The organism is Synechococcus sp. UW106, assembly GCF_900474015.1.
Lineage (GTDB): Bacteria > Cyanobacteriota > Cyanobacteriia > PCC-6307 > Cyanobiaceae > Parasynechococcus.
On record NZ_UCNV01000006.1, the window covers coordinates 19,074 to 44,561 of the forward strand.

A 25,488-nucleotide genomic window follows, 5' to 3' on the forward strand; every position below is an offset into this window, starting at 1 on the left:
AGCAGTGAGGTGGCTTCTGCAACCCTACCGGTGCTTTAACGCTGCATGGCGTGGACGTCTTGCAGTGCATGGATGCTGAGCCTTGGCTGTTGTTGGAGCGCGGAGATTGCTTCCACCGCAGCGCGTGCGCCCGCGAGGGTGGTCACGGTTGGTACGGCGTAATCAAGCGCTGCCCGGCGTAGATATTTGTCGTCATGGGCTGCTTGACGGCCAATCGGTGTGTTGATCACCAGCTGGACCTGATTGGAGCGGATCTGGTCCTCGATATTGGGTCGACCCTCGTGCACCTTGAGCACGGATTGCACTTTCAGTCCCGCGTTGGCGAGCGCTTGAGCGGTTCCTGAGGTCGCTGTCACATCAAACCCGAGTTCGATCAGCCGAGCGGCGATGGGCACCAACGCTTGCTTGTCGCGGTCGTGGGTGGAGAGGAACACTGTTCCTTGGGTGGGCAGCGCTTCACCTGCGCCGAGTTCGGCTTTGGCGTAGGCCATTCCGAAGCTGTCGGCGCATCCCATTACCTCCCCAGTGGAGCGCATTTCTGGCCCCAGCACCGTGTCAGCTCCAGGGAATCGCCTGAAGGGAAGGACGGCCTCCTTGATCGACTGCAGCGGCGGCTTCGGTTCGCGGGTCAAGCCAATGTCGCTGAGGGTTTCGCCTGCCATCAGACGGGTCGCCAGGCGTGCCAGAGGTTGTCCTGTGGCTTTGGCGACGAAGGGGACCGTCCTGGAGGCGCGGGGGTTGGCTTCGATGATGTAGACGACTTCCGAGCCGTCGGTGTTGCGCTGGACGGCGAACTGGAGGTTGATCAGTCCACGAACCTCCAGGGATTGCGCCAAGGAGCGACTCCAGTCGCGAATGGTGTTCAGCGCCGCTTCACCAAGGGAGACCGAGGGCAAACAGCAGGCTGAGTCACCGGAATGGATCCCAGCCGGCTCGATGTGCTCCATCAGACCCCCGACAATGACGGCGCCGTTGTGATCGCAGAGGGCGTCAACGTCTACTTCAACGGCATTTTCCAGGTATTGGTCAATCAGAACCGGATGGTCGGGCTCCACCTGAACGGCCTCGCGCATGTAGCGGTTGAGCTCTTCTTCGTCGAAGACCACCTCCATGGCACGTCCACCTAAGACGTAGGACGGCCGAACGACAACTGGATAGCCCACCCTTGCGGCCACGGCCCGCGCTTCCTCCTCACTGCGCGCCAGGCCATTGCGGGGTTGCCGGATGTTCAGATCGCGGAGGATGGCCTCGAACTGCTCGCGGTCTTCGGCGCGGTCGATTGATTCAGGGGAGGTGCCCCAGATGCTGGTGCCTGTCGCGCGTCCCTCCTCACTCTCGAGCCAGCGCAGCAGGGGAATGGCAAGTTTCAGGGGGGTTTGTCCACCGAACTGCACCACCACTCCATCGGGACGTTCCGCTTCGATCACATTGAGAACGTCCTCCAACGTGAGTGGTTCGAAGTAAAGGCTGTCACTGGTGTCGTAGTCGGTGGACACCGTTTCGGGATTGCTGTTCACCATCACTGTGGTGATCCCTTGCTCCTGTCCGGCAAAGGAGGCATGACAGCAGCAGTAGTCGAATTCGATGCCCTGCCCGATCCTGTTGGGGCCTCCGCCCAAGATCATCATCTTGCGACCGTCCTGGCGACGCGTTACTTCAGAAGAGGATGGAAGGGGCTTGAGGGACCCATCCGCCTGCAGGGTCTGCAGGGGACGTTCATAGGTCGAGTAGTGGTATGGGGTGGATGAGGCGAACTCCGCAGCGCAGGTGTCGACGGTTTTGAAGATGGCGCGAACATCGAGCTGATGACGTCTCTGACGCACCAACAATTCATCGCTGTTGGTTTGCCAGGCGATCTGTCGGTCTGAAAAACCCAGCTGCTTGGCTTCAAACAGGCACTCAGCATTGAGCTGCTCGAGGCTTTTGCCCTTGATGAGCCTTGTTTCCGCCTCGATGATCCGCCGCAGTTTTGCCAGGAACCACGGGTCAATCTTGCTGATTCGATGAATCTCTTCATCGCTGCGTCCGCGCACCATCGCCGTTCGCACGCTGAGGATGCGCTCTGGTGAGGGGGTCCTCAGCCGACGATCGAGCTCACCGTCGCTGTGGTTCGGTTCCTCCCGGTCGCCTCCCCAGCCCGAGAGCCCTGTCTCCAAGGAACGCATGGCTTTCTGGAACGACTCTTCGAAACAGCGGCCGATGGCCATGGCTTCGCCCACCGACTTCATCGACGTGGTGAGCACCGCCGGACTGCCCCGGAATTTTTCGAAGGCGAAGCGCGGGATTTTGGTGACGACGTAATCGATCGTCGGCTCGAAGCAGGCTGGCGTCTTGCCGGTGATGTCGTTGAGGATTTCGTCGAGGGTGTAGCCAACGGCGAGACGTGCGGCGATCTTCGCGATCGGGAAGCCGGTGGCTTTACTCGCCAAAGCAGAGGATCGACTCACCCTTGGATTCATCTCGATCACCACAACGTCGCCGTTGTCCGGGTTGATGGCGAACTGGATGTTGCTGCCGCCTGTGGCAACACCGATCTCGCGAATGATGGCGATCGATTGGTCGCGCAGCCGCTGGTATTCCCGATCCGTGAGGGTTTGGGCCGGAGCCACCGTGATCGAATCCCCTGTATGCACCCCCATCGGGTCCAGGTTTTCGATGCTGCAGACGATCACCACGTTGTCCGCCAGATCACGCATCACCTCGAGCTCGAATTCCTTCCAGCCCAGTAGCGATTGCTCGATCAAGATTTGGGAGACCGGACTCGCCTCAAGCCCGCTCTTGCAGATCGCTGCGTATTCCTCCGGGTTGTAGGCAATTCCCCCGCCACTTCCGCCGAGGGTGAACGCAGGCCGGATGATCCGGGGGTAACTGCCGATCGCGGCCCCAACGGCTTCGGCTTCCTCCTGAGATGAGGCAATCCCTGATGGGCAGACCTTCACACCGATGCGCTCCATGGCCTGCTTGAACAGCAGACGGTCCTCCGCCTTTTGGATCGCCTTGAGGTCGGCACCGATCAATTCGACGCCGAAGCGCTCCAAGGTGCCGTTTTCAGCCAGGGTGACTGCCAGGTTCAGAGCGGTCTGACCGCCCATGGTGGGGAGAAGAGCATCCGGTCGTTCCTGCTCGATCACCCGGGTGACGATGTCCGGCGTGAGCGGTTCGATGTAGGTGCGATCCGCCATCTCCGGGTCGGTCATGATCGACGCCGGATTGGAATTGATCAGAATGACCTCATATCCCTCGGCTCTGAGGGCTTTGCAGGCCTGGGTTCCGGAGTAGTCGAACTCGCAGGCCTGGCCGATCACAATCGGACCTGACCCCACCAGGAGAATGCGACTCAGGTCAGACCGCCTGGGCATGGGAAATCGTCCTAGGCCAAACAGTTCAAGCCTCTCACGCGGCCAAGCCCTGAGCCCCGAGCTTGGCCTCGCTACGGTGATGGAATATCAGCACCAGATTTGCGATGAGTGAGCTCCAGCGCCTGAAGGGGCTGCTGCCACCGGAAATGCAGAGCTGGGTGTTTGTGGAATCAGCTGCTGCAGTTGATCCTCCATTGATCACCCTTGAAGAGATCGGTCGGGATGAAGTGGAGATCCAGGTCGATCTCGACGAATGGGACTCCCTCGCGTTGGACCACCGCAATTTGCTTTTCTGGCACGAGGTTGGTCGCATTCAGAACGACACCATTCCCAGGGATGGGTGGGAGATGGCCGCCCTGGCCATCGGCCTCGGCGGTGCCATCGGTGAATTGTGGGTTCAGGACGGCCTGCTGCTGCTCATGGCCCTTGGCCTTTCTGGCTTCGCGGGATACAGGCTGTACCTGAAGAACAATTCGGAAAAGCGTCTTCAGGACGCCATCAGTGCCGATGAGCGTGCGATTGATCTGGCCTGCCGGTTTGGTTACAGCGTTCCGAACGCCTATCGGAGTCTGGGGGGAGCACTAAAAGAGTTGGTCGAAAAGACCCGCAAGAAGAGTCGCCGCAGCTACTACGAGGACCGTCTTGAAGCCCTGCGGAAGAGCGCCAGCAAGGCCAGAGCCGAAATGGCTCAGCAAGAGGGCTCGCGCAGCTCAGTCACTAGTGAGAATGTCTATGGATAGTCAAAAGCTTGCCGAGCTGGTCGCCGACGCTTGCGATGACCGTAAGGCCACCGACATCCGCCTGATTCGCGTTGATGAGGTCTCCAGCCTGGCCGATTGGATGGTGATCGCCGGTGGTCAATCCGACGTCCAAGTTCGTGCCATTGCACGGTCCGTTGAAGACCGGCTGGAGGCTGAGGCAGATCTCTTGCCCTTGCGTAAGGAAGGTCTCAATGAAGGGCGCTGGGCTCTTCTGGATTACGGCGATGTCATCGTTCATGTGCTGATGCCCGATGAGCGCGGCTACTACGACCTTGAGGCTTTCTGGAGTCACGGTGAAAGTAGAACCTTCTTACCGTCAGCTCAATAGCCGCTTTTCCTATGCCAGAAGCGGTGTCCTGCCCCGTTCCTCCGGAGCAGCGGCCTCTTGAGGAGTTTCAGCAGCTCAGTGAGTCGTGGTTTTTTTCTTGGCCGGCCGGCCCGGACCCCCGTTTGATGCAACGCCTTGCAGGCAGCTGGCTGTTGATGCTGCCGGTGTGCAGTTTGATCGCCAGTGGCAGTTGGACCCTCAAGCAGGATCCGCCCAGGCTCGTGGCTGCAGCCGCAGTTGCGGCTCTCGTTCTTCCTTTGCTGCTCCTTGTGCGCCAATGGTTGGGATGGACCTATGTCATGCAGCGTCTGCTGCGTGAATCCGTCGACTACGAGGAATCCGGCTGGTACGACGGGCAGACCTGGGAAAAACCCTTGTCATGGCGAGAACGAGATTTGCTTGTAGCTCGCCATGAGGTTCGACCAATCCTTGGGCGTTTAGCCCGTGCAATGGCCACCTCGGCTGGTTTGATGCTTGCTGGTGCCGGCCTCTGTCAGGCTCTTTGAACCACTCGGGGTGACCGATGACTTTGCCCTCGGGCTTCAGCCCTGCAGCCCGGTCCGGGTCAGCGCCCCTTGAGGTTTGTCTTCGGCGGGGATCGATCACGGAGTCGGTGCATCGTGTCCATGCGGTGGTTTGCGATGGACGTGGTCGGGTGCTGATGTCGGCTGGAAATCCTGGCTTGGAAAGTTTCATGCGCTCGGCGCTCAAGCCGTTTCAGGCTTTGCCCTTTATCAGCAGTGGTACCGCCGGCCAGATGGATGTCGATGACCGGGGCATCGCCATCAGTTGCGCGTCCCATGCGGGCACCAATGCCCATGCGCGGGAAGCCTTCAGGTTGCTGTGGAAAGCGGAGTTGGACAGCGCTTCACTTCAATGTCCGGTTCCGGATGGTGCTGACAGTCCCCTTCAGCACAATTGTTCCGGCAAACACGCTGCTTTTCTGGCCACCAGTCGGAAGATGGGATGGCCGCTCGAGTCGTATCTGCATAACGACCATCCGCTGCAGGTTGAAGTGAACCGTCGGGTTGCTGAACTGATTGGCCTGCCTGCCGAGGAATTGGTTGCAGAACGGGATGATTGCGGCGCTCCGACCTTGGTGTTGCAGTTGGCCCAGATGGCCCTTCTGTATGCCCATCTCGGGGCCTCACAGCATGCTGAACTTGAACAGATCAGTCGGGCCATGCTGAGTCATCCCGACCTGGTGGCAGGCGAGGGGCGTTTCGACACCGAGCTGATGCGCCGCAGCCATGGTCAGGTCTTGAGCAAAGGTGGAGCGGAGGGGATTCAATGTCTGAGCCGCATTGGTGAAGGTCTTGGGGTAGCCATCAAGGTTGAAGACGGCTCCCGTCGTGCCAAGCAGGCGGTTGCATTGCATGTGTTGCGTCAATTGGAGTGGCTCACACCCATGGGGCTCGACGAGCTGGACGAGCAGGTGCTGGTCGTGAACCCGAGCGTCAAGCTCACCGTGAATGGTGCTTTGCACACCTGAGCTCTGCTGTCATGCGTGACACCGAACATGTATGATTTTCAGGTCGCCGCGGGGTAGAGCAGTCTGGTAGCTCGTCGGGCTCATAACCCGAAGGTCGGGAGTTCAAATCTCCCCCCCGCCACCAACTCTGATTGAATGATTGATCTCCCTCATGGGGGATCTTTTTTTGTCTGTGGTCGTTCCATGAGCAGTCGCTCTATGAACTGCGATGGTCCCTGGGACGCCATCGTCGTTGGCTCGGGAGCGAGTGGAGGTGTTGCAGCCATGACGCTTGCTGAGGGCGGCGCGCGGGTGCTTGTGGTGGAGGCTGGCCCTGACCTCACCAGCACGGAGGCCTTCGGGTCTGAGCCGGGCAATCTGTTGCGGCGGATCGTGGGACTGACCAGCGGCAGTCATCGCCGGCAGTCCCAGCATCCTGGCTACTGGAAAGCAAACCCTCGGCTGTACGCCGACGAGAGAATCCACCCTTACGACCACCCGACGAACCAGCCTTTTCTCTGGACGCGAGGTTTGCAGGTTGGCGGTCGCAGCTTGACCTGGGGTGGCATCACCCTGCGTCTTTCCGATGAGGATCTGGCCGGTGTCAACGTTGACGGCGAACAGGTGGGTTGGCCCCTGCGTAGCCGTGACCTGATGCCGCATTACGCCGAACTGGAGCGCTGGCTCGGCGTTCATGGTGGGCGCGATGGTTTGGATCATCTGCCGGATGGAGACACGCAACCGGCTCTGGTGGCGACGCCGGCAGAACAGCGCTTTGCCGAGGCTGTGCGGCATCGGTTGGGTTACCCCGTGATTCAGTCCAGGGGGTTTGGTCCATGGCTACAGGAGAAAAACGCACCTTGGCCTCGCTCAAGCAGTCGCGGCAGCAGCCTTCCTCGTGCCATGGCCACAGGACGCACACAGCTGCTGTCTGAGCATCTGGTGGAGCGTCTACTGGTGGATGCAGGTGGCGACAAAGCTACTGGTGTGGTTGCCGTTGATCAAGCCAATGGCAACAGAAAGGAGTTGAAGGCGGATCTCGTGGTCTTGGCTGCGTCGACGATTCAGACCGTTTCCATCCTGCTGCGTTCCCGTCGTGGAGAGCAGAGCAAAGGTTTTGACGACCCTTCAGGACGTCTCGGTACACGCCTGATGGATCACGTCTCTACGTCGCAGTTTTTTGCTTTCGACGAGCAAGTCCATGCAGCGCAGCCACCTCTCACGGGGGCTGGAAGTTTCTTTGTGCCCTTTGGGCGGCACCTGTCATCTGCTGAATTTCAGGGCGGCTATGGACTCTGGGGAGGTATTGGGCGGTTTGACCCACCTCGATGGTTGAGGCGTCGCCCGTCCTGCATCACCGGGTTCCTCATTGGCCACGGTGAAGTCCTCCCGAGAGTTGAGAACAAAGTGACGCTGAGTGAGCGCAGGGATCGCTGGGGCGTGCGTGTTCCCTTGATTGCGTGTCGTTGGAGTCCTAATGAGCTGGCGATGGTGACGCACATGCGCGCCTCCATCAAGGCCTGTATCGACGCTGCCGGAGGTGAGGCCCAGCCGATTAAGGACCTTTTCCATCTCCCCTTCGTTGAGCCTTTCTTGGATGGGGCGGTTGCTCTGTCTGACGGCGCAGCACCACCGGGCTATTACATCCATGAGGTTGGAGGGGCTGCGATGGGCTCGAACGAGACAAGCAGCGTTCTCGATTCCTTCAACCGGCTCTGGCGCGTCCCCAATGTGCTGGTGGTTGACGGTGCCTGTTGGCCTTCCTCGGCCTGGCAGAGCCCAACGCTCACCATGATGGCCCTGAGCCGTCGGGCGTGTCTGCTGGCCCTTAGTGGTCGGGGCGGATAAACAAATCGTCGAGATAGCGCTCGGTTACGGCGCGGTCGTCACTGCCGTTCTGAAACAGAAAGTGGGCAAGGGCGGAACTCATCACGCGGTATTGATCCCAGGTGGGGTTCTCACCAATGAAATCCTTCATGCCTCGATAGAGCACCTCGGGAATTTCAGTCTCCAGGCTCACGTAGCTGGCTTTTGCAGATGTTCCGCGTTCCGTTGTCCCCATCTCATGGCATCGCTCGAGATGATTTCGATCCATGTTGTCTAGCTCGTCCATGTCCAACGCCACTAAGAAAGCCACACAACCGCCATTTGCGTCAAAGCCGTCTCCATTTGCTGAATTGCCAATGAGACGAGATGAGACAGCAGTCTGTGACTGGGGTTTGACGCATGAAGGGCGACGAAGGTGGCTTGGCCTAGGGAGTTGGGGCTGACTGTCAACCCGATGGAGCCCTTCCCGTGGAAATTCACAGGTTGACCGTCACGTCCGGCAAGCCACCTTCAGCCTGTGGAAAAGTGCTGCGTTTCCTGTGGAGAAAGCGGGCGAACCTCTGTAAAGGATTTTCGATAAGCAAATCTGATCTTTGCCCCGTCGCTCCTGTCGCTTTCAAGAACCGTGTCATTGGTGACCGAGGAACGGTTTTCCTTAAGGGTTATGGATTCAATCTTTAGGAGCGTCGCTGGTGCGCTTCAGCGTGGTGGGCCCCAAGGGGTGATCGGCATGGGGATAAGGGGGGTGATGGTGGTCATGGCTGTGATTTGCCCCATGGCTGTGATTTGCCCCATGGCTGTGGTCTGCCCCATGGCTGTGGTCATGGGCAATCGGTAGGCCGTCGGGTTGGCAAGCCCCTGTGCACTCCAGTTCGCAGAGCGTGCAGCTTTCGGCAAGTCCTTCCACGTGGTGGTGGTGGCTTTCTTGCGCACGCCCCACGTCCTGTTCGAAGCCCAGCACTTGGGCTCTGTACTTGCAGAGCGAGCAGTTCATGGCAGTGTCACCTCGCAACACTTCCTCGACCCGCTCTTTGAAGGTGTCCACCACCAGTGTGTGGTCGCCCAGGTACCCCGCCGAGAGAAACTCCACCTCAGGGTGGTCCGCTTCCACCAGAGCGGTGTGTTGGCGGATTCGGCTCACCAAAACCCCTGAAAAGAGGAAGTAGGGCACCACCACAACACGTTTGAAACCCAGTTTCACCGCGTGGCGTAGCCCTGGTTCCACCAGCGGGAAGGTCACGCCCGAATACACCGTTTCTCCCCAGCCGAAGCCAAACCCTTCCACCAGTAGGCGCGTCACCTTGGCCACGTTGGAGTTGGCGTCTGGATCGGATGAACCTCGACCCACCACCACCAGGAGGGTTTCTGTCAGCGGAACGGTGCTCGTGGCGGCGTCGAGGCATTCCTGAACCCGTGCTCCGGCAGCCGACACCATCAGGCGATCCACGCCCAGCTCACGGCCGTAATCGATCGGCAGACCAGTTTCGGCGGTGTAGGTGTTGAGAACGGAGGGGATGTCGTTCTTGGCATGCCCCGCGGCGAAAAGCATGGCTGGAATGGCCAGCACCCTGGTGACGCCCTGTTGCCGAAGCGACTCAAGGCCATCCCGAAGGATGGGACGGGCAAATTCGAGATAACCGTGCTCGACCGGCATCGGAGCGAGCCGTGGTCGCAGGGCCTCCACCATCTGCGCGAACTCTTCAACGGCCAATCGGTTTCGGCTGCCATGGCCGCAGATCAGAACGCCAAGTTGCTCCTTGCTGCTTTCCGCGTGCTGTTCGGCCAAAAGGTCGCTCTGCTGTTCCAATGGATTGACGATATCGGTCGCATCGCGATGGATTCAGACCGTCCCGTTTTCATCAATGCGCAGGCGGCTGATGCGAGGTGCTCCGGCCTGGTATCTCCACGGCCGGAAACCTTGAGTGATTGCATTCGGGATTGGAGTGGTCCGCGGCCATTACGACTCTGTGGGGGTGGCACCACATCTCGCGCCGCCGCCGACGACAACTGGACGGTGGATGTTCAAACCCACTTCAAACGTCTTGATTGGGAGCCTGCCGATCAGACGGTGTTGATCGGTGCAGGGTGCCGAATGGGAGAGGTGCTCGATGCGTTGCTTCCCTACGGCCGAACGATGGCTGCTGGTTTGTCGGGGCTGCCCGGGCTTGGGTATGTGCTCACCGGTGGCATGGGGCCGCTGAGTCGACAAGTGGGCCTGGCTGTCGACCAATTGCTGGAGATTCATGGTGTGTGGGGCGATGGCACCCCCTTTGCGCTGTCACGAGCAGCTGATGGTGGTGCGTTGGAGTGGCGCGGCCTTTGTGGAGCAGCACCGTTTCTGGGTGTGGTGAGCGAGGTGCGCATGACCACCCATCCCGTTCAGCCGCTGTGGGTGGAGCAGCGTTCGGTTTCTCCGGATCAACTCCCTGCACTCATGCTCCAGGCGGAAGCATTGGACTCCAGTACCAGCCTGCAATGGCATTGGGAGAGCGCCGACGCGGTGCAGTCGCTCTGGGTTGGTCATGCTGCATGGGCCGGAGCGCAGCGGATCGAGGGGTTGCATCAGCTCCCATCGTTGAGAGGATCAGCCCCGCTGCCTCCCCGTTGTCATTCGGAGGTCGTTGGTTTGTTGGGCCCTGCAGCTGCTGAGGCCTGGGGACATTTGATGCCGGAGCTACGCCATCTGCTGCAGCACCGTCCGCATCCGGGCTGCAATCTGGCCTGTCAGCAGCTTGGTGTGGTGACAAAAAAGGTTCCAGTCACGGTTACCTCGTTTGTCCACCGCGATGCCGAGTGGAAACCTTGGATCACGGCGGCTTGGACGCCAGGGGATGCCGATGGCCGATGTCGCAGCCTCGCTTGGCTGGAAGCGGTTTGGCAGATCCTCCAACCGGTCTGCCCTGGAGTGCATCTGGCGCAGTTTCATGACCACCTGCCGTTTCATCAAAGGGAGTTGGAGGCTGCGTTTGGACCCTGGTTGCTGGAGTTGCGAAAGCTGAAACAGCGCTTGGATCCGGCAGGCATCCTGCCGGCGCTCTGATTTACGGTCGCCCCTAACCGGCATCCGCTGATGGCCAAGCGATCCAACCCAACCCTGGTGAATCAGTGGTTTGCTAACCCCAGCAAAGACCTTCTTTCCGGCCTTGTGGTGGCTTTCGCCATGATCCCGGAGGCCATCGCTTTTTCTGGGATCGCTGGGGTGGATCCCAAGGTCGGTCTGTTCGGAGCGTTTTGCCTGTCGCTGACCATCGCTGTGGTTGGGGGCCGGATGGCGATGATCACATCGGCCACCGGCTCCACGGCGCTCTTGATGACAGGCCTGGTGGCGACGGGTGAGGCTCGGGGGCCAGGCCTTGGGGTGCAATATCTGATGGTGGCTGGTCTGGTGACGGGCCTGCTCCAGATCCTTTGGGGGTATCTGCGATTGGCGTATCAGATGCGCTTTGTTCCCCAAGGGGTGCTGAGCGGGTTTGTGAACGCGCTGGCCTTGCTCATCTTTCAGGCCCAGTTGCCTCAGCTCGGTTTGAATCTCCATGCTGGAGAATCCGATCACGGAGCCTCCTCTCTGTTGCCCCATGGCGGGCAGATCCCAGTCATCTGGGGGTTGGTCCTGCTCGGCCTGGTCATCATCTATGGCCTTCCAAGGCTGACCCGTGTGGTGCCATCGCAGCTGGTCGCCATCGTTGTTCTGACGGCGATCAGCGTGGGTTTCAGCTTCGACATCCCTACGGTCAGCAGCCTGGGCACCCTTCCCTCTGGCCTCCCCTCCTTCAGTCTTCCCTTCGGCGCCGGAGGTGTTCCCTTCAGCCTGGACACTCTGGGGCTGGTGCTGCCCACCGCCCTGGCCATTTCGCTCGTGGGCCTAATGGAAACCTTCCTGACCCAGGACATCCTCGACGACAAGACCGACACCACCACCAACAAAAACGTTGAGGCCCGGGGTCAGGGCATTGCCAACATTGTCGCGTCCCTGTTTGGTGGTATGGCTGGCTGTGCCCTTGTGGGCCAGTCCGTGATGAACGTGGACAACGGTGGTCGCACGCGCCTCTCAACCTTGTTTTCTGGAGTCAGCCTGCTGGCGATGATCCTTCTGGCTGGACCTTGGCTGAAGCAAATTCCGATGGCGGCTTTGGTGGCCGTGATGATCAGCATTGCCGTCAGCACGGCTGATATCAATGGCCTCCTCAACTTGCGTCGCATTCCGAAGAGCGACACGTCGGTGATGCTGATGACCTTCACCGTCACCATGCTCACCACCCCTCACAACCTTGCCCTTGGTGTTTTGGCCGGCGTGGCGTTGGCAGGAATTCTGTTCAGTCGCAAAGTTGCCAAGGTGATTCAGGTGGAGACCATCGAGATCAGTGATCAGGAGCGTCTGTACCGGGTTGAGGGGCAGCTGTTTTTTGTGAGCAAGGTCTACTTCCTTCAGGCATTTGATCTTCACGACCATCCCGAGCGCATCACTCTTGATCTGTCCCAGGCCCATATCTGGGACCAGAGCGGCGTGGCTGCACTTGATCAGGTCATCCGCAAATATCGCAACGGTGGTTCGGTCGTCAGCGTTGTAGGCCTCAACGAAGAAAGCCTTGATCTGTTCGAGCGGATCGGGGGGCAGGAATCAGCGCATGCCTGATCTTGAGCTTTGATTTCAGAATCTTGAGGCTGAATTGGGAGCCCCCATCGTGGCAAGACAGACACTGAGGTCTTGGTGCATGGCCAGGAGGCGCTGCTGAACCTGCGCATCTTCAGGGTTGGTCTCCACGTACCTTTCGGTGACGTCGTTGCTGATGCTCAGCAACAGGCAAAGGGTTTGAAGGTCACCACCAGCACGTTGCTGAGCACTCTCTAAAAGAACCCCCAACAGAGCCATTTTGTTGTTGTAAGCCACCCGATCCCTGCCCTCCCATGAGAGAGCAGCGGGGGCTGTGGTTCCAGCGATAAGTCCGGCCAAAAGCCCGGCCAAGACTTTCATTGCGGTGAATTTAATTAAGGCGAAATTAAGTCGGTTCCAATCGATTTGCCCGGCATCTGGGACAATCCCACCCGATCCGTACCAACGCTGATGTTCCGATCCCATTCGCGTGCTCTGATCGCTGCGTTGGCAGGTCTGTCTGCCCTACTCAGCTCTTGCGCCTCACTGGATAGTGCGGGTGGTTCGCGCCTGGATCTCGTTAAAGCGCGAGGCGAGTTGCTCTGCGGGGTGAGCGGCAAAATTCCAGGTTTCAGTTTTCTTAGTCCTGATGGGAGTTACACCGGATTGGATGTCGATGTCTGCCGTGCCATGGCAGCTGCTTTTGTGGGGGACGCTGAGAAGGTTCAATACCGGCCTTTGACCGCGCCCGAGCGATTCACTGCCTTGCGATCGGGAGAGATTGATCTGTTATCCCGCAACACGACCCATACCCTCAGTCGCGATGCGGTGGGCGGGAACGGTCTGCGCTTTGCTCCAGTGGTGTTCCACGATGGCCAGGGATTGATGGTGAATGCAGCCAGCGGAGTGCGCTCTCTGGCTGATTTAAGCGGCAAGTCCATTTGCGTGGGATCAGGCACCACCACCGAACAGAACCTCAACGACGCCTTCGCTTCTCAAGAGCTGCCTTATACCCCGATCAAATATCAGGATCTCAATCAGGTGGTCGGTGGCTACCTGCAGGGGCGATGTGAAGCCATGACCTCGGATCGGTCACAACTGGCGGCTGCACGTTCCGGCTTTAGCAATCCACAGCAGCATTTAATTCTCGACGACAGGATCAGCAAAGAGCCTTTGGCTCCGGCCGTGGTGGGTGGTGATCAGCCCTTGGGCGATGCCATGGCATGGGTGGTCTATGCCTTGATCGAGGCGGAGGAGCGGGGCATCACTCAGGACAATGTCGACGCCGTGGTGAAGCAAGTTGAAGCCGACCCTTCCCAGACGGCTCTGCGGCGATTCCTGGGCGTGGATGCAGGCCTGGGTCGCAAACTCGGGCTCCCCGATGACTTTGTCGTTCAGGTGATTCGTTCGACCGGCAATTACGGCGAGATCTACAACCGCCATCTGGGTCCGGAGAGTGCGGTGGCCATCCCAAGGGGTGCCAATCGCCTTGCCGGTGAGGGTGGTTTGATGATTGCTCCACCCTTCACCTGATGCGGCATCGTCGTCTTCTGCTTCAGGTTGGTGTTGCCGGGGTTCTGTTCGGCTTGCTGGCCCTGTTGGTCAACAATCTGGCCGTCAATTTGATTCGCACGGGGCTGGGGCTGGGTTTTGGCTGGCTTGGCCGACCGGCAGGCTTCGCTCTGGCGGAAACCGCTCTCCCTTATGCCCCATCCGACAGCTACCTCTGGGCGCTGACCATCGGTTGGCTCAACAGCCTCAAAGTGATCGTGGCTGGTCTTGTGCTGGCCACCATCTTGGGTGTGGCTGCCGGTGCAGCCCGCAGCAGCGGAAACCGTCTGCTTCGCAGCCTGGCCGGGGGGTACGTGGCGCTGATTCGTCAGGTTCCTCTACTCCTGCAGTTGCTTTTCTGGTATTTCGTTGCCTTCCTCGGTCTTCCTGCAGCACCGATCGGCGGCTTGATCAGGCTCTCGAATCAGGGCATTCAGTTGTTGGGCTTGAACCTCAGCGTTGAATTTTGCGCTGTTCTCGTCGGACTCACCGTGTTTACCGGTGCATCGATTGCCGAGATTGTGCGCGGTGGCATCAATGCAGTGTCAAGGGGCCAATGGGAGGCCTTCCGCAGTCTTGGACTCGGAGAAGGGCTCGGGTTGCGTCGCATTGTGCTGCCCCAGGCGCTGCCGGCGATTCTTCCTGCGCTGACGAGCCAGTACCTCAATCTTGCCAAGAACAGCACGTTGGCGATTGCGGTGGGTTATGCCGATCTCTACGCCGTAAGTGACACCACCATCACGCAAACCGGCCGCGCGATTGAAGGATTCCTGCTTCTGTTGCTCAGCTTTCTGCTGCTTAATTTGCTGATCAGTGGTGGCATGGCCGCCTTCAACAGTGCGGTGCTGGGCCGTTTGAACAGGAGCCGCTGATGAACCGTTGGTTGGATCGCTCGATCACCCTCCTCCTGGTGGCCCTGCTCGGTTGGGCCGGCTGGTCGCTGCTGCATTGGTTGCTGCACACGGCCGACTGGTCTGTGGTGACAACGAATCTGCCGCTTTATGCGGTGGGCAGTTTTCCAGCGGATCAACGTTGGCGCCCGCTGCTGTGGATGGCTGGATTGATCATCCTCACGTTGCTGACCCTCTGCGGCCCGAAGCGTGGTCCCGTTCGCCGTTGGCTGCCGCTGCTCTGGATCGCAATGGCACCGCTGGGGCTTTGGCTGTTGGCAGGAGGCCTTGGCCTTCTGCCGGTGGGATCGCGTAGTTGGGGTGGGCTGACACTCACGCTGCTTCTCACGGGAGGCAGCGGCGCTTTGGCGCTGCCGCTGGGAATCCTGCTGGCTTTGGGCCGCCGCAGTGACCTTCCGGTGTTGCGCTGGAGCAGCGCCACATACATCGAATTGATGCGGGCTGTCCCGTTGATCGCCGTTCTGTTTTTCGGACAATTGCTGATTCCGCTGTTCCTTCCGCCAGGGCTTGAGATCAACAGGGTTTTACGGGCGGTCGTGGCCTTCGCCTTGTTTGCAGCGGCCTATATCGCTGAGGATGTGCGCGGTGGATTGCAGGCGATTCCGCCCACCCAGCGGGAAGCTGCAGCCGTGCTTGGCCTCTCACCACGTCAATCACTGCAACTGGTGGTGCTGCCCCAGGCGCTGAGGGTGGCACTGCCTTCGCTCACCAACCAGGCGGTGGGTCTGCTCCAAAACACCAGCCTGATGGCCATTCTCGGTTTGGTCGAATTGTTGGGCATCAGCCGCAGCCTGTTGGCGAATCCCGCTTTCATCGGTCGCTATCTGGAGGTGTATCTCTGGCTTGCTGCGGTTTACTGGCTGGCGTGTACGGCGATGGCTCTGCTGGCCCGGCACCTAGAACTTCAGCTCGATCCTGCCCGCTCTGCCCCATGACCGTTGCCATTCGTGCCACTGAGTTGGTCAAGAGCTACTCCCAAGGGGTGAAAGCTCTTGATGGCGTCACTTTGGAAGTGAACAGCGGCGAAGTTCTGGTGGTGATGGGTCCTTCGGGATCCGGAAAGAGCACCTTGATCCGTACCTTCAATGGTCTGGAATCGCTGGATGGCGGTGCCTTGGATGTGCTGGGGGAACGTTTGGATGCCACCCATGGGGAACGTCAGGTGCGGGCGATTCGCAAACGTGTGGGCATGGTGTTTCAGCAGTTCAACCTGTTCCCCCATCTCTCGATTCTCGACAACATCACCCTTGCCCCGATCAAGGTGCAAAAGCGTTCAAAGGCTGATGCGGAGCATCGCGCCATCGAGCTTCTCGACCAGATGGGAATTCGGGAGCAGGCACGGAAGTACCCGGCGCAACTCAGTGGTGGTCAACAACAGCGGGTGGCGATCGCCCGGGCTTTGGCCTTGGATCCGGAGGTGATGCTGTTCGACGAGCCCACGAGCGCTTTGGATCCGGAGCGGGTGAAGGAAGTGCTTGATGCGATGCGCCAATTAGCCCAGGGCGGCATGACGATGGTGGTGGTGACCCACGAACTGGGCTTTGCCCGTGAGGTGGCGGATCGGGTGATGTTTATGGACCGGGGCCAGGTGGTGGAGACCTCCGCCCCGCAGACGTTCTTCACCAATGCCAGAGAAGAACGCAGCCGCAGATTCCTGAACCAGATGCAGCACTGAAAGAGCTGAGCGACTTCGTTTCAGCCATCAGGCTGACTGTTGTTCCCTCCACGGTTCAGCGGCCTTTCTGCTGTTGGCTTGAGGCAATGGAGCTTTGCTGGATGTGGTTCGCTTCGACTGCTGCCCCTTCCAATGGAAGTAAGCGGTGACGCTGACCAGCCAAAACATCACAAAAGCGAGGGTCAGCACCAGACCATGCATCCGAAAAAAGGTCAGCACAATATGGATAGACAGGGCAACTGAACCACAAAATATGAACGTATTGCTCAAGACCGAAGCGACAGCTGCCTTGAAGGATTTCAACGCTGTCGCTCCATTCCGGCTCACCATACCGAGCAAGAATTGCTGTGCCAGCCCCCTGATCTCTGCAGGAGCGTATTGGTTGTTCAGTCCTCAATAAAAAACCCCTCCCATGGATTGGAGGGGTTGGAAGAGGTTGTGAAACTTCAGAAGATGGATCTGCAGATCACTCGTCTACCTGGTCAGCGGCTTCGCTGTGCTCTGCAGCTGCACCTGTGGGGATCAGACGGATGGCTTTTTTGCCCAGTTTGATTTCAAACTCATCACCTGGCTCGAGATTCAGCATGGCGGTGTAGGCCTTGCCGATCAGCAGGTTACCGTTGCCCTGCACTTTGGCGATGTAGCTCAACTTGCGGCCACCTTTGCCAATTGCAGCACCGCCGCTGCTCAGATTGACGCCTTTGGCCTCAAGCAGGGCCTCGTAGAAGGCAGTGAAATTCAGGCGATCGCCGCCGTCTTTCTTGTCAGAGACGTAGCCACAAGCTCTCACTAGATCGGATTTGGAAACATCCCCTAGTTCTTTGACCTTTGCAAGCAGCTCGGAACCGGTCAGCATTGTGAATGCATCTCATTGGATGATTAGTTCATAACTGATTGGTTGGCTGGGTGTCAATCAGTTGACCCAACATTTCCATGACTTAGTGGCCTGATTTTTGGCATCTAGGGATGCGTCTCTGTGGTCTGACCCTTGAGACTGCTTTCTTGTTATGAACCTTGACTGGGTGATATTGAGTCCTGTGCAGCGGTTTTACGTCAGGATCATTCAACCGGTCGTTTCATGCTCGAGTCGTGGAGACTCTCTGAACCCTCACAGATGATCGTGTAGTCGACACGATCATCGTCAGAACAGCAGAAATCGCTGTAGTACCGCTCAAGTTCATCGTATGCAGCGTCGTAGCTGTCAAAACGTTGCCGCGTCAGGCGGTCCTCCGTACTGTCGCTACGCACGATGCGATGGCGTGAAGCTGGATTCATCAGCTGGGTTCACGCGACATGTCGGAACGCAGATTAGGCGCGTTCGTGGGTGAATTAGGACGGCGTCTTCATGGAATCTGCTTGTCGTTCAAGGTGTCGTTGTTGCGCGATTGAACGGTTTTGGTCTGATGCGTCAGCTGCCTCAGCTTTCTAGGGTCGTGATCTGAGCTGGATGTGCCGATGCTTCGGTTTTTGCTGGAGCTTGCGCCTTCCATGCTGATCGGGTTTTGGGCTGGAGGACGCCATGAAACCCTCGCCGCCCGCTTGGCCACACCGTTGGTGAGGTTCGGGGTACCGATCAGTGTGATGGGCCTGCTGTTGAAGGGTGGCCTGAGCGGCGACATGTTGCAGGCAGCGGGTCTTGCGGTGCTGGCCATGGGCCTTGTGCTGGTGGGGGCGTCGCGCTTACCGGGATTGGCTGAGCTGGTCTCTCCAACGCTGCGGTTGGGCAGCTGCACTGGAAACACGGCCTATTTCGGAGTGCCTCTGGCCTTGGCCTTTCTGCCTAATGAGGCCCTCCCTATCAGCATTGGCTACGACCTTGGGGCGACACTGCTGACTTGGAGTCTTGGTCCGCTGCTGATCGGTGAGCGGGGCAACGGCTCTAAAAGGCTGCACGGTCTCATGAGCAGCGTTGCGGCGAGCCCAGCGACCCGCGGGCTGATCGGTGCATTGCTGATTCAGGCGACCCCCTGGTCTGAACTGGTGACCGACGCTTTGTGGTGGCCTTCCCGCTTGGTGATCTTGCTGGCTCTGATGGTGGTGGGCATGCGCCTGGGCAGCATCCATCGCAAGGGAATCACTCCATCGGCCCGACCGTTGCAACTGCTGAGGCCACTGGTAGCCAAACTCCTGCTTTATCCGTTGCTGCTGCTGCTGCTTGCATCTCTGCTGCGGTTCGATCCGCTGATGGTTCAGGCGGTTGCGCTGCAGGGGGCCGCGCCGACGGCGATCTCACTGCTGTTGATTGCGGAGTCTGTGGGGGCTGATCAGGAGCGGGCTGCAGGGCTGGTGTTTTGGAGCACGCTGCTGGCGTTGGTCACGGCGCCTGCTTGGGGTGTGCTGCTGCGATCTCAGTTTTGAAAACGGCGAAAGGTGAGATTGATGCGCGTGGTTTTTACTTTTCGCCGTTGCGGAACACTGTGCATCCATTGGCTCTGACACCCCGGGTGCATCACGAGCAGATCACCATCGGTCAATGGCAGCGATATCCGGCGTTGGGGAGTGCTGCGATGGCGGAGCTGAAAATCGCGTGTAGCCCCGAGTGAAAGGGAGGCAATCGGAGCCCGCTGATCAATCTCCGGTTCGTCATCAGCGTGCCATCCCATGCGGTCGTCCCCGTGGCGATACAGATTGAGCAGACATCCGTTGAACTCGGTCTCACAGGCTGCATTGACCTGAATCAGCAATGGCTTGAACCATTCGGGCCAACCACAGCCCTTGTGAACAGCACCGCTATAGCGATATTGAATGCCTTCGTTGGCAAGAAACACCGTCATCCTGGGGACTGGATAACGCTTGCCATAGACCTGCACGACTGGCTGTTGCCACAGGAGCTGTTGTTCAAGCAGCGTTTGCCAGCGCCTTGCTTCGTTTGCCTGGAGCCACCCCTCTTGCAGGGACCATTCCGTTTTGGGAGCGGCCGGATTGACGTTCATTCGTGACGTCGGATGACGAGGTCGCTTCCATCTCGAGACTGTCTCATACATTCGAATGCATGGGAGCCCGAATCACTGAAGAAGAATTCCTCAAGCGCGCTGTTCAGCGTTTTGGTGATCAATTCGACTACAGCCTGATCCGCTGGCGTAGTTACAAGAGCCCTGTTCAAATCCGCTGCAAAGAACATCCGGTTCAATTGATCACAATCACGCCGGAAAAGCATCTCCAAACCTTGGGCGGATGCCGCCACTGTCTTCGTGAAAGGCGCATTGCCTCGCTGGAACGGGAACTCAACCGCAAGTCCGCTCAGCGTCCTGATTCCGTTCCGATTGAGTCTTCAATAACCCTCGAAACAACCCCTAACCGTACGGTTTAAAGCTCGCGATGGTGGTGTCGCTGGTTGGAGTTCTGGGGCTCACCCTGACGGGATGGTGGATCAGTCGCTCGACACGCATCGGACGCCAGCTCGGAACCACGATGGTGGTTCTGCTGATCGGATTTCTGGTGACGAATGTCACCGGTTGGCAGCCGCAAACAGCTGCAGCGAATTGGGTGAGCGGTCCGCTGACGTCCTTGGCCATCACCCAGCTCCTGCTCGCTGTTGATCTGCGACGGATCTGGCCAGAGGCTCAGCGTCTTTTCGCTCCTTTTGTTGTGGCTGTGGTGGCGACGCTGCTCGCCGTTCTGCTCGGGGCTGTTTTGCTCAAGCCCTGGCTTTTGGGCAACAGCACTGTTCTTGCAGGCATTTACACCGCCACCTTCACGGGAGGAAGCCTCAACTTTGTATCCGTCGCCCGCACCCTTCAGCCGCCGGAGCCTCTACTCCTCTTGGCCACGGCCGCGGATCATGTGGTCTTTGCCACTTGGTTCGGCCTCAGCATCCTGATCGGCCGTCGTTGGGGTAAAGAGGTGGAGTCCGTTGCCCCCCAGTTGCATCGAGACGAGCTTGATGCGCCATCGCGATCTGATGGTCTCCGGGTCCTGTGGTCACTGCTCTGGGGCGGTGCCGTTCTGTGCACAGCGGAGTTGATGACGGCTCTGATTCAGCGGGGTTGGAGTGACTGTCCATCCATCCTGGTGCTGACCACGACGGCGTTGATTGCTGCCCAGCTCCCTGGTGCGTCTTTGCGCTCGGGTTGCTACGGGCTTGGCTTGCTGTTGATCCAACCTTTCTTCACTGTGATTGGCCTCAGCTCTCCCTTGACCGGGTTGTTTGGTTCTGGATGGCCTGTCTTTTTGTATGCCGTCTGGATTGTTGCTGTTCAGGGGGTTCTGTTGTTGGTGCTGCGTTCCTGGCAACGTTGGCCTCTGGTCGAATCTCTGGTGGCATCCCAGGCAGCCATCGGTGGCCCAAGCACTGCTCTGGCCCTGGCAACATCCCTGAACCGCCCAGCGCTTGCCATGCCTGGGGTAGCCATCGGTCTGCTGGGCTACTTAATCGGCACCTACCTCGGTTTGTTGTCTGCGTTTCTGTTGGGTTTGACCTAACGCAGCTCAGGCCCTAAGGCTGACCTGCTGATAGCAGAACCACAGCCACTGTTGGAACAGAAGGTTCCGATGGGACCGCCAGAGAGTCTGGGGACGGGCGGGATCAAAATTCTCGGGCGGAGGAACATCACCCCGGGCCCGGTCACGTTCCATTTCTCCGACGATTCGCCCGACGTTGTATTCGGGGTGGCCCAAGTGCATCAGCTGGCGTTGATCCGGGGTCTCGAAAATGGTGTAGCCCACCTGCTCGCCGTGGGCGAGCAGACGGAGACGTCCATCCCGTTGTGCGGCTTCCATGGCAGCGTCCGGCAGCCCTGCATGACGGCTCTGGGGACAGACGAAATCATCGTCTTGGGTGCCCATCAAGGAATGACCAGGAACCAGGCTGCGCATGGGGTAGATCCCGAACAGTTTCTGCGGGAACGACACCTTGTCGACGCCGGCCAGGTAGGCGAGGGCGAAACCGGCCCAGCAAAGGCCAAGGGTGCTGGCGCAGGTTTGTCGCGCTTCCTCGACCAATTTGCCCAGCTCTGTCCAGTAACTGACCTGTTCAAAGGGCAGGTGCTCCACGGGGGCACCGGTGATGATCAGGCCATCAAGGGGACCCTGGGACAAGGCCTCATCCCAGCTCACATAAAGCTGGTTGAGATGGTTCTGATCCCAACTCTTGTAGGCATGGGAGTTGAGTCGAATCCAAATCGGTTCTATCTGCAGCACCGAAAGGCCCAGCGGATGCAGCAGGTTGAACTCGTACTGCTTGCCCAGCGGCATGATGTTGAGAATGCCAATACGCAGGGGCCGGATGTCCTGGCGTTCGGCCTGTTCAGGCTCAATCCAGGAGATCCGGTTGCGTTCAACCTCCGCGATTTTGTGGTAGCTGCGAGGAAGGATCAGCGCCATGGGGGCTGTGTCGGCATTCAGCTGAGAACGGCGAGGGCCTGCTCGAAGTCGGCCTTGATGTCGTCGATGTGTTCGAGTCCTACGGAGACCCGCACCATCGTGGGCGTGACGCCAGCAGAGGCCTGTTCAGCCTCACTGAGTTGCTGGTGAGTTGTGGACGCGGGATGAATCACCAGCGTTTTCGCATCGCCCACGTTGGCGAGGTGGCTGGCCAGTTTGAGGCTGTCGATGAAGTGCACGGCATCGTCATAGCCGCCGTTGAGGGAGAACATCAGCATGCATCCCATGCCACGTCCTGTCAGGTATTTCTTGGCGGCAGCGTTGTAAGGATCGTGCGCTAGGCCGGGATAGCTCACATGCGTGATGGCGGGATGCGAATCCAGCCAAGTGGCCAGAGCCATGGCGTTTTCGGTGTGGCGCTCTACGCGCAGACTCAGGGTTTCTAGACCCTGCAACAGCAGGAAGCTGTTGAACGGACTGACGGCCGGACCCCAATCCCGCAGACCTTCCACCCGGGCCCGCAGCGCGAAGGCGATGTTGCGGTCTTCCGGCAGGCCAAGCATCTTGCAGACGTCACTGCCGAAGCCAAAGGCATCCCAGTGCACCAAGCCGTGATATGCCGCACTGGGCTGGCTCATCAGCGGGAATTTGCCGTTGCCCCAATTGAAGGTGCCGGCATCCACGATCACGCCCCCGAGGCTGGTGCCGTGGCCGCCGATCCACTTGGTTGCACTCTCCACCACCACATCGGCGCCATGCTCAATCGGTCGCAGCAGAGCACCACAGGCTCCCAATGTGTTGTCGACGATCAAGGGAATACCTTTCTCTTTGGCGAGCGCTGAAAGGCCCTCGAAATCGGGGATGTTGAAGCGGGGATTGCCCATCGCTTCGACATAAAGCGCTTTGGTGTTGTCGTCGATTTGTGCGGCAAAGCTTGCGACGTCGTCGCCTTCTGCAAAACGCACGTTGATTCCCAGCCGCGGGAACTGCACCTTGAATTGGTTGTACGTGCCGCCGTAGAGGTACGACGTTGAGACGAAGTTGTCTCCCGACTGCATGCAGTTGGTGATCGCAAGAAACTGAGCCGACTGCCCTGAGGCGGTTGCTAGAGCTGCCACTCCGCCTTCGAGGGCAGCAACGCGTTTCTCAAACACGTCTGTGGTCGGATTCATCAGTCGGGTGTAGATGTTCCCGAATTCCTTAAGACCGAAGAGGTTGGCCCCATGTTCGGCGTCATTGAAGACGTATGAACTGGTCTGATAAATGGGAACCGCCCGCGCGTTGGTTGCACTGTCGGGCGATTGCCCGGCATGAAGCTGCAGGGTCTCGAAGCGGTGAGACATCGTCCTCGGCGTTGGGCACTGTCCCTGTTCTAGTCGTCAGCGAGCTCAGGTTTGTCGGTTTCCGCCAGAGAAGGGAACGTGCTGCGAATGACAGCCTGGATGTCGCGGTGGGCTTCGCTGCGGAATCCAGCCACGCCGTCGGCACTGAGCAGGGGGTAGGTGCGATCACTGGCATCCACCTCGCGTAGGTGCTTCCACCGGTTGCTGCTGTCTTCCGCTTTGAGTGCGATGAGGGGCGCCTGGAAGTCGTAGGCCTTGGTGTTGCCGAGGGCGGCCACCTGGGCGGTGAGCTTTTCACGCACTGGGCTGAGGGCTTTGGCCTTCAGCGTGTCCGGCAAGCCAAGAACAGGCTCGTAATGGTCGAGAAGACGGAGTTCGGCCTCCAGCAGCACGGGCCAGGCACCGCGTTCGCCTTCGGTCAGGCCCATCGCCGCCTCGGCCTCGGTCATTGCCTCTAGATGGAAGCGCAGCCATCGGTAGTAGGTCTTCTCTTTGATGGGTTTCTTGGCCGCAGCCCTTCCAGACACAATCGCCGGGAGAGCTTTTTCGGCCTTACGCAGGAAGAGACGATCCTCCCGTTCCAAATTCATGGCCCCCCAGCGCTGCCGGTATTCCCAGAGCTCGATGTAGCGAGCCACATCAATCTCGGACCATCCGAGACCTTTCAGTTCATCACCGCGATGGGAGGTTTCCTTGGACACCCGCTTCCTGGATCACGCCAGTTCTCAGCGTAGGTGTCGATGCTCACCGGTTTGGTGATCTGCTGGCGGGGTTGGTTTGTAGATACTCCTGAACACTGATGAGCTGCGGCTGGTTGTAGCCCACCGGTAACCAAAGATCCCCGGCCGCAGCATTGAAGTGGATTTCCCAGTGATACAAACCGGTGTAGGCCGCGGGATCCTCCTTGATCAGCGAGGCATAGAGGAGCACCGCGCGGCCGTAGTAATCGCTGTTGTTGTAACCCCAAAGGCCGCGGCGAATGTCTTGAAGTCCGCCCCGACGCACCAGATATCGCGCCGCAGCCTGGATGGCGTCGTGGGGATTGCGGATGTTCCCGGCGCCAATCCCTGGTTCTGCCCAGGTGGTGGGCAGAAACTGCATGGGCCCCTGGGCATTGGCCACGGAGACGCCATCGATGCGCCCCATGCCGGTTTCCACGAGGTTCACTGCAGCCAGAACCTCCCATTCAATCCCCGTCGCCGCCTCCGCTTTGCGGTAGTAGCTGAGCAGCTTGTCCGCTGCTTCTGGCTGAATGATCCGCCAGGCGGGGAGCATGGACGGCCCACGGCCACGGCTCATCCGCACGAATTCGCGCCGTGCTGCGAGGTGCCTTTCTGCCACGCTGCGCCAGCGCGGAGGCAGGCCGTTGATGACCGCTTGGGCTCTGGGCTGGTCCGTGGACAGCACCCGGTAGATCACCTGTTGTTGATGCCCAAGATCGGGCAGCGCATCGGCCGGCGTGGCTGGGTCCCGTAACGCCTGTTCAACAGCTGCCAGCAGCGTTGCCAGTTCGGTTGTGTCGGCTGGCACAAGGGGGTATTGCCTGCCGTCTTGTGTTTTGGGTTGGGTCGCTTGGGCAGGAAGTGCTACCGGCGCCGTCATCACTGCCGCGGTCACCACCGGTGCGGTCACGAACGCTTCTGCTTCGGCCCGTGGCTGTTTCGGTTTAAGCCACAGCCCCCCCAGCAGGGTTGCCGTGAGAGCCGAGACAATCAGCACGTTGCGGCTGCGCATGGTGAGGCAGGGGCGCTGTGCTGACACTACCGGTGCGGTTCAGGCCGTAAGGAAGGTGCTGCGGTCGTGAAAGTCCGGCTTGCGTCCGTGGCAGAGAGCCCAATGGCTCAGACCGTCCTGACCGCGATCGATCACAGCCGTCAATGCCAGGTCTGGGCAGCCCCCTGGCGTCCACCAGGGCTCCAAAGCAATCCTGGCGTCCAGCCGCAGTTGATGTGCCCCGCGTTGCAGCCGCACCGTTGGGGGTGTGCTGAGCTCTTGCTGGGTCTGGCCACTGCGGTAGTGATCAAAGCGATAAACCGCCCAATCCCCATTGGGAGCCAGATTGACTTCCCAGTAACGTTTCTCGCCAGGGGCGGCGAGAAACGCCTCGAAGCACGTGGTGGTCCAGAGATCATCCCTGCGTTGTCCCTGTTGTGGCCCATCATTCAGATCCGTCGGCAGACGCAGCGCATTGATGCCTGTGGCCGCGCGGGCCAGGACTCCATAGCTGAGTTCCAGCCATCCATCGCGCGTCCAGACGAGCTCGGCGCTGATCTGGAACCCTGGAGGCATGGACCGTTCAAAGGGGATCAGGCGGCATGCCTGACGCAGCATCACTGCAGAACGACCCAT

Annotated in this window: 27 protein-coding genes and 1 tRNA gene; 15 read left to right on the forward strand and 13 right to left on the reverse strand. The window is 59.4% G+C overall.

Translation table 11 applies throughout. The features are described 5' to 3' along the window. Positions 1 to 35 precede the first annotated feature (35 nt). Complete coding sequence (gene carB, locus DXY30_RS04115) at positions 36 to 3,359, reverse strand: carbamoyl-phosphate synthase large subunit (RefSeq protein WP_115093493.1); 3,324 nt, start codon at positions 3,357 to 3,359, stop codon at positions 36 to 38. A 104-nt stretch (positions 3,360 to 3,463) separates the two neighbouring features. On the opposite strand from carB, the gene DXY30_RS04120 reads away from it, so the two are divergent. From DXY30_RS04120 to DXY30_RS04145, 6 genes are all read left to right on the forward strand, one after another. Next, positions 3,464 to 4,099, forward strand: coding sequence for a DUF3318 domain-containing protein (locus tag DXY30_RS04120; protein WP_115093494.1), 636 nt, complete (start codon positions 3,464 to 3,466; stop codon positions 4,097 to 4,099). After that, complete coding sequence (gene rsfS, locus DXY30_RS04125) at positions 4,092 to 4,448, forward strand: ribosome silencing factor (protein ID WP_115093495.1); 357 nt, start codon at positions 4,092 to 4,094, stop codon at positions 4,446 to 4,448. Before DXY30_RS04120 ends, rsfS begins: the two co-directional genes overlap by 8 nt. 11 nt (positions 4,449 to 4,459) lie before the next feature. Next, a complete protein-coding gene (locus DXY30_RS04130; protein ID WP_115093496.1) occupies positions 4,460 to 4,954 on the forward strand; it encodes a CGLD27 family protein in 495 nt (164 codons plus the stop codon). Between the two features lie 17 nt (positions 4,955 to 4,971). Next, positions 4,972 to 5,940, forward strand: a complete 969-nt coding sequence (locus tag DXY30_RS04135; RefSeq protein ID WP_115093497.1) for an asparaginase — start codon at positions 4,972 to 4,974, stop codon at positions 5,938 to 5,940. A 47-nt stretch (positions 5,941 to 5,987) separates the two neighbouring features. Next, a tRNA-Met gene (locus DXY30_RS04140) sits at positions 5,988 to 6,064 on the forward strand. A gap of 59 nt (positions 6,065 to 6,123) precedes the next feature. Then, entirely contained in the window at positions 6,124 to 7,767 is a 1,644-nt protein-coding gene (locus tag DXY30_RS04145) for a GMC oxidoreductase (protein WP_115093565.1), read from the forward strand. On the opposite strand, the gene DXY30_RS04150 is transcribed toward DXY30_RS04145, so the two are convergent. Continuing rightward, positions 7,748 to 8,014, reverse strand: coding sequence for a DUF2811 domain-containing protein (locus tag DXY30_RS04150; protein ID WP_115025370.1), 267 nt, complete (start codon positions 8,012 to 8,014; stop codon positions 7,748 to 7,750). The two genes, DXY30_RS04145 and DXY30_RS04150, sit on opposite strands and share 20 nt — an antisense overlap. 402 nt (positions 8,015 to 8,416) lie before the next feature. Further along, entirely contained in the window at positions 8,417 to 9,532 is a 1,116-nt protein-coding gene (locus tag DXY30_RS04160) for a sirohydrochlorin chelatase (protein ID WP_115093566.1), read from the reverse strand. Between DXY30_RS04160 and DXY30_RS04165 the strand changes: the two genes are divergently transcribed. After that, a complete protein-coding gene (locus tag DXY30_RS04165; protein ID WP_244281247.1) occupies positions 9,473 to 10,786 on the forward strand; it encodes an FAD-binding oxidoreductase in 1,314 nt (437 codons plus the stop codon). The two genes, DXY30_RS04160 and DXY30_RS04165, sit on opposite strands and share 60 nt — an antisense overlap. 30 nt (positions 10,787 to 10,816) lie before the next feature. Next, the gene (locus tag DXY30_RS04170) at positions 10,817 to 12,379 is read left to right on the forward strand and encodes a SulP family inorganic anion transporter (protein WP_115093500.1); all 1,563 of its coding nucleotides are present in this window, start codon (positions 10,817 to 10,819) and stop codon (positions 12,377 to 12,379) included. Between the two features lie 15 nt (positions 12,380 to 12,394). On the opposite strand, the gene DXY30_RS04175 is transcribed toward DXY30_RS04170, so the two are convergent. Further along, entirely contained in the window at positions 12,395 to 12,718 is a 324-nt protein-coding gene (locus DXY30_RS04175; RefSeq protein WP_115093501.1) for a hypothetical protein, read from the reverse strand. Positions 12,719 to 12,808: 90 nt separating this feature from the next. Here DXY30_RS04175 and DXY30_RS04180 point away from each other — a divergent pair, with 90 nt between their 5' ends. The 4 genes from DXY30_RS04180 to DXY30_RS04195 are packed head-to-tail and all read left to right on the forward strand — an operon-like array spanning position 12,809 to position 16,474. Continuing rightward, on the forward strand, positions 12,809 to 13,870 hold the full coding sequence (locus tag DXY30_RS04180) for an amino acid ABC transporter substrate-binding protein (protein WP_115093567.1): 1,062 nt from the start codon (positions 12,809 to 12,811) through the stop codon (positions 13,868 to 13,870). Continuing rightward, the gene (locus tag DXY30_RS04185) at positions 13,870 to 14,760 is read left to right on the forward strand and encodes an ABC transporter permease subunit (RefSeq protein WP_115025196.1); all 891 of its coding nucleotides are present in this window, start codon (positions 13,870 to 13,872) and stop codon (positions 14,758 to 14,760) included. Before DXY30_RS04180 ends, DXY30_RS04185 begins: the two co-directional genes overlap by 1 nt. Beyond that, positions 14,760 to 15,734 carry an amino acid ABC transporter permease gene (locus DXY30_RS04190; RefSeq protein WP_115093502.1) on the forward strand — a complete coding sequence of 325 codons (975 nt, stop codon included), beginning with the start codon at positions 14,760 to 14,762 and terminating at the stop codon, positions 15,732 to 15,734. Before DXY30_RS04185 ends, DXY30_RS04190 begins: the two co-directional genes overlap by 1 nt. Beyond that, the gene (locus DXY30_RS04195) at positions 15,731 to 16,474 is read left to right on the forward strand and encodes an amino acid ABC transporter ATP-binding protein (RefSeq protein ID WP_115093503.1); all 744 of its coding nucleotides are present in this window, start codon (positions 15,731 to 15,733) and stop codon (positions 16,472 to 16,474) included. Before DXY30_RS04190 ends, DXY30_RS04195 begins: the two co-directional genes overlap by 4 nt. Positions 16,475 to 16,501: 27 nt before the next feature. Here DXY30_RS04195 and DXY30_RS04200 read toward each other — a convergent pair whose 3' ends face one another. The 3 genes from DXY30_RS04200 to DXY30_RS04210 all read right to left on the reverse strand — a co-directional run bounded on the left by DXY30_RS04200 (position 16,502) and on the right by DXY30_RS04210 (position 17,749). Beyond that, on the reverse strand, positions 16,502 to 16,777 hold the full coding sequence (locus tag DXY30_RS04200; RefSeq protein ID WP_137006782.1) for a hypothetical protein: 276 nt from the start codon (positions 16,775 to 16,777) through the stop codon (positions 16,502 to 16,504). Positions 16,778 to 16,940: 163 nt separating this feature from the next. Next, on the reverse strand, positions 16,941 to 17,330 hold the full coding sequence (locus DXY30_RS04205; RefSeq protein ID WP_006849603.1) for an AbrB family transcriptional regulator: 390 nt from the start codon (positions 17,328 to 17,330) through the stop codon (positions 16,941 to 16,943). A gap of 203 nt (positions 17,331 to 17,533) precedes the next feature. Next, the gene (locus tag DXY30_RS04210) at positions 17,534 to 17,749 is read right to left on the reverse strand and encodes a hypothetical protein (RefSeq protein WP_115093505.1); all 216 of its coding nucleotides are present in this window, start codon (positions 17,747 to 17,749) and stop codon (positions 17,534 to 17,536) included. 180 nt (positions 17,750 to 17,929) lie between these two features. On the opposite strand from DXY30_RS04210, the gene DXY30_RS04215 reads away from it, so the two are divergent. After that, positions 17,930 to 18,832, forward strand: coding sequence for an AEC family transporter (locus DXY30_RS04215; protein WP_244281248.1), 903 nt, complete (start codon positions 17,930 to 17,932; stop codon positions 18,830 to 18,832). Here the strand turns inward: DXY30_RS04215 and DXY30_RS04220 are convergent. After that, entirely contained in the window at positions 18,823 to 19,407 is a 585-nt protein-coding gene (locus DXY30_RS04220) for an alpha-ketoglutarate-dependent dioxygenase AlkB (RefSeq protein ID WP_115093506.1), read from the reverse strand. The two genes, DXY30_RS04215 and DXY30_RS04220, sit on opposite strands and share 10 nt — an antisense overlap. Before the next feature lie 59 nt (positions 19,408 to 19,466). On the opposite strand from DXY30_RS04220, the gene DXY30_RS04225 reads away from it, so the two are divergent. After that, entirely contained in the window at positions 19,467 to 19,784 is a 318-nt protein-coding gene (locus tag DXY30_RS04225) for a hypothetical protein (protein ID WP_115093507.1), read from the forward strand. Between the two features lie 8 nt (positions 19,785 to 19,792). Then, entirely contained in the window at positions 19,793 to 20,896 is a 1,104-nt protein-coding gene (locus tag DXY30_RS04230; protein ID WP_115093508.1) for a DUF819 family protein, read from the forward strand. Positions 20,897 to 20,902: 6 nt separating this feature from the next. Here DXY30_RS04230 and DXY30_RS04235 read toward each other — a convergent pair whose 3' ends face one another. Genes DXY30_RS04235 through DXY30_RS04255 form a run of 5 tightly spaced genes read right to left on the reverse strand, consistent with a single transcriptional unit; the run spans position 20,903 to position 25,488 of the window. After that, the gene (locus tag DXY30_RS04235; RefSeq protein WP_115093509.1) at positions 20,903 to 21,796 is read right to left on the reverse strand and encodes a homoserine O-succinyltransferase; all 894 of its coding nucleotides are present in this window, start codon (positions 21,794 to 21,796) and stop codon (positions 20,903 to 20,905) included. Positions 21,797 to 21,813: 17 nt separating this feature from the next. Next, on the reverse strand, positions 21,814 to 23,139 hold the full coding sequence (locus tag DXY30_RS04240) for an O-acetylhomoserine aminocarboxypropyltransferase/cysteine synthase family protein (RefSeq protein ID WP_115093510.1): 1,326 nt from the start codon (positions 23,137 to 23,139) through the stop codon (positions 21,814 to 21,816). Positions 23,140 to 23,168: 29 nt separating this feature from the next. Further along, complete coding sequence (locus DXY30_RS04245) at positions 23,169 to 23,840, reverse strand: hypothetical protein (RefSeq protein WP_115093511.1); 672 nt, start codon at positions 23,838 to 23,840, stop codon at positions 23,169 to 23,171. Positions 23,841 to 23,883: 43 nt separating this feature from the next. Beyond that, positions 23,884 to 24,873 carry a transglycosylase SLT domain-containing protein gene (locus DXY30_RS04250; RefSeq protein WP_115093512.1) on the reverse strand — a complete coding sequence of 330 codons (990 nt, stop codon included), beginning with the start codon at positions 24,871 to 24,873 and terminating at the stop codon, positions 23,884 to 23,886. A gap of 39 nt (positions 24,874 to 24,912) precedes the next feature. Next, positions 24,913 to 25,488 carry a DOMON-like domain-containing protein gene (locus DXY30_RS04255; RefSeq protein WP_115093513.1) on the reverse strand — a complete coding sequence of 192 codons (576 nt, stop codon included), beginning with the start codon at positions 25,486 to 25,488 and terminating at the stop codon, positions 24,913 to 24,915.

Coding starts and splice junctions, on each gene's coding strand:
- DXY30_RS04255 (WP_115093513.1), bottom strand. CDS start 25,488: ATGGGTCGTTCTGCAGTGATGCTGCGTCAGGCATGCCGCCTGATCCCC.
- DXY30_RS04165 (WP_244281247.1), top strand. CDS start 9,473: ATGGCCGCAGATCAGAACGCCAAGTTGCTCCTTGCTGCTTTCCGCGTG.
- DXY30_RS04225 (WP_115093507.1), top strand. CDS start 19,467: ATGGGAGCCCGAATCACTGAAGAAGAATTCCTCAAGCGCGCTGTTCAG.
- DXY30_RS04150 (WP_115025370.1), bottom strand. CDS start 8,014: ATGGATCGAAATCATCTCGAGCGATGCCATGAGATGGGGACAACGGAA.
- DXY30_RS04210 (WP_115093505.1), bottom strand. CDS start 17,749: ATGAATCCAGCTTCACGCCATCGCATCGTGCGTAGCGACAGTACGGAG.
- DXY30_RS04145 (WP_115093565.1), top strand. CDS start 6,124: ATGAGCAGTCGCTCTATGAACTGCGATGGTCCCTGGGACGCCATCGTC.
- DXY30_RS04215 (WP_244281248.1), top strand. CDS start 17,930: ATGCTTCGGTTTTTGCTGGAGCTTGCGCCTTCCATGCTGATCGGGTTT.
- DXY30_RS04240 (WP_115093510.1), bottom strand. CDS start 23,139: ATGTCTCACCGCTTCGAGACCCTGCAGCTTCATGCCGGGCAATCGCCC.
- DXY30_RS04185 (WP_115025196.1), top strand. CDS start 13,870: ATGCGGCATCGTCGTCTTCTGCTTCAGGTTGGTGTTGCCGGGGTTCTG.
- DXY30_RS04190 (WP_115093502.1), top strand. CDS start 14,760: ATGAACCGTTGGTTGGATCGCTCGATCACCCTCCTCCTGGTGGCCCTG.
- DXY30_RS04235 (WP_115093509.1), bottom strand. CDS start 21,796: ATGGCGCTGATCCTTCCTCGCAGCTACCACAAAATCGCGGAGGTTGAA.
- carB (WP_115093493.1), bottom strand. CDS start 3,359: ATGCCCAGGCGGTCTGACCTGAGTCGCATTCTCCTGGTGGGGTCAGGT.
- DXY30_RS04120 (WP_115093494.1), top strand. CDS start 3,464: ATGAGTGAGCTCCAGCGCCTGAAGGGGCTGCTGCCACCGGAAATGCAG.
- DXY30_RS04130 (WP_115093496.1), top strand. CDS start 4,460: ATGCCAGAAGCGGTGTCCTGCCCCGTTCCTCCGGAGCAGCGGCCTCTT.
- DXY30_RS04180 (WP_115093567.1), top strand. CDS start 12,809: ATGTTCCGATCCCATTCGCGTGCTCTGATCGCTGCGTTGGCAGGTCTG.
- DXY30_RS04135 (WP_115093497.1), top strand. CDS start 4,972: ATGACTTTGCCCTCGGGCTTCAGCCCTGCAGCCCGGTCCGGGTCAGCG.
- DXY30_RS04250 (WP_115093512.1), bottom strand. CDS start 24,873: ATGCGCAGCCGCAACGTGCTGATTGTCTCGGCTCTCACGGCAACCCTG.
- DXY30_RS04230 (WP_115093508.1), top strand. CDS start 19,793: ATGGTGGTGTCGCTGGTTGGAGTTCTGGGGCTCACCCTGACGGGATGG.
- rsfS (WP_115093495.1), top strand. CDS start 4,092: ATGGATAGTCAAAAGCTTGCCGAGCTGGTCGCCGACGCTTGCGATGAC.
- DXY30_RS04220 (WP_115093506.1), bottom strand. CDS start 19,407: ATGAACGTCAATCCGGCCGCTCCCAAAACGGAATGGTCCCTGCAAGAG.
- DXY30_RS04170 (WP_115093500.1), top strand. CDS start 10,817: ATGGCCAAGCGATCCAACCCAACCCTGGTGAATCAGTGGTTTGCTAAC.
- DXY30_RS04175 (WP_115093501.1), bottom strand. CDS start 12,718: ATGAAAGTCTTGGCCGGGCTTTTGGCCGGACTTATCGCTGGAACCACA.
- DXY30_RS04205 (WP_006849603.1), bottom strand. CDS start 17,330: ATGCTGACCGGTTCCGAGCTGCTTGCAAAGGTCAAAGAACTAGGGGAT.
- DXY30_RS04195 (WP_115093503.1), top strand. CDS start 15,731: ATGACCGTTGCCATTCGTGCCACTGAGTTGGTCAAGAGCTACTCCCAA.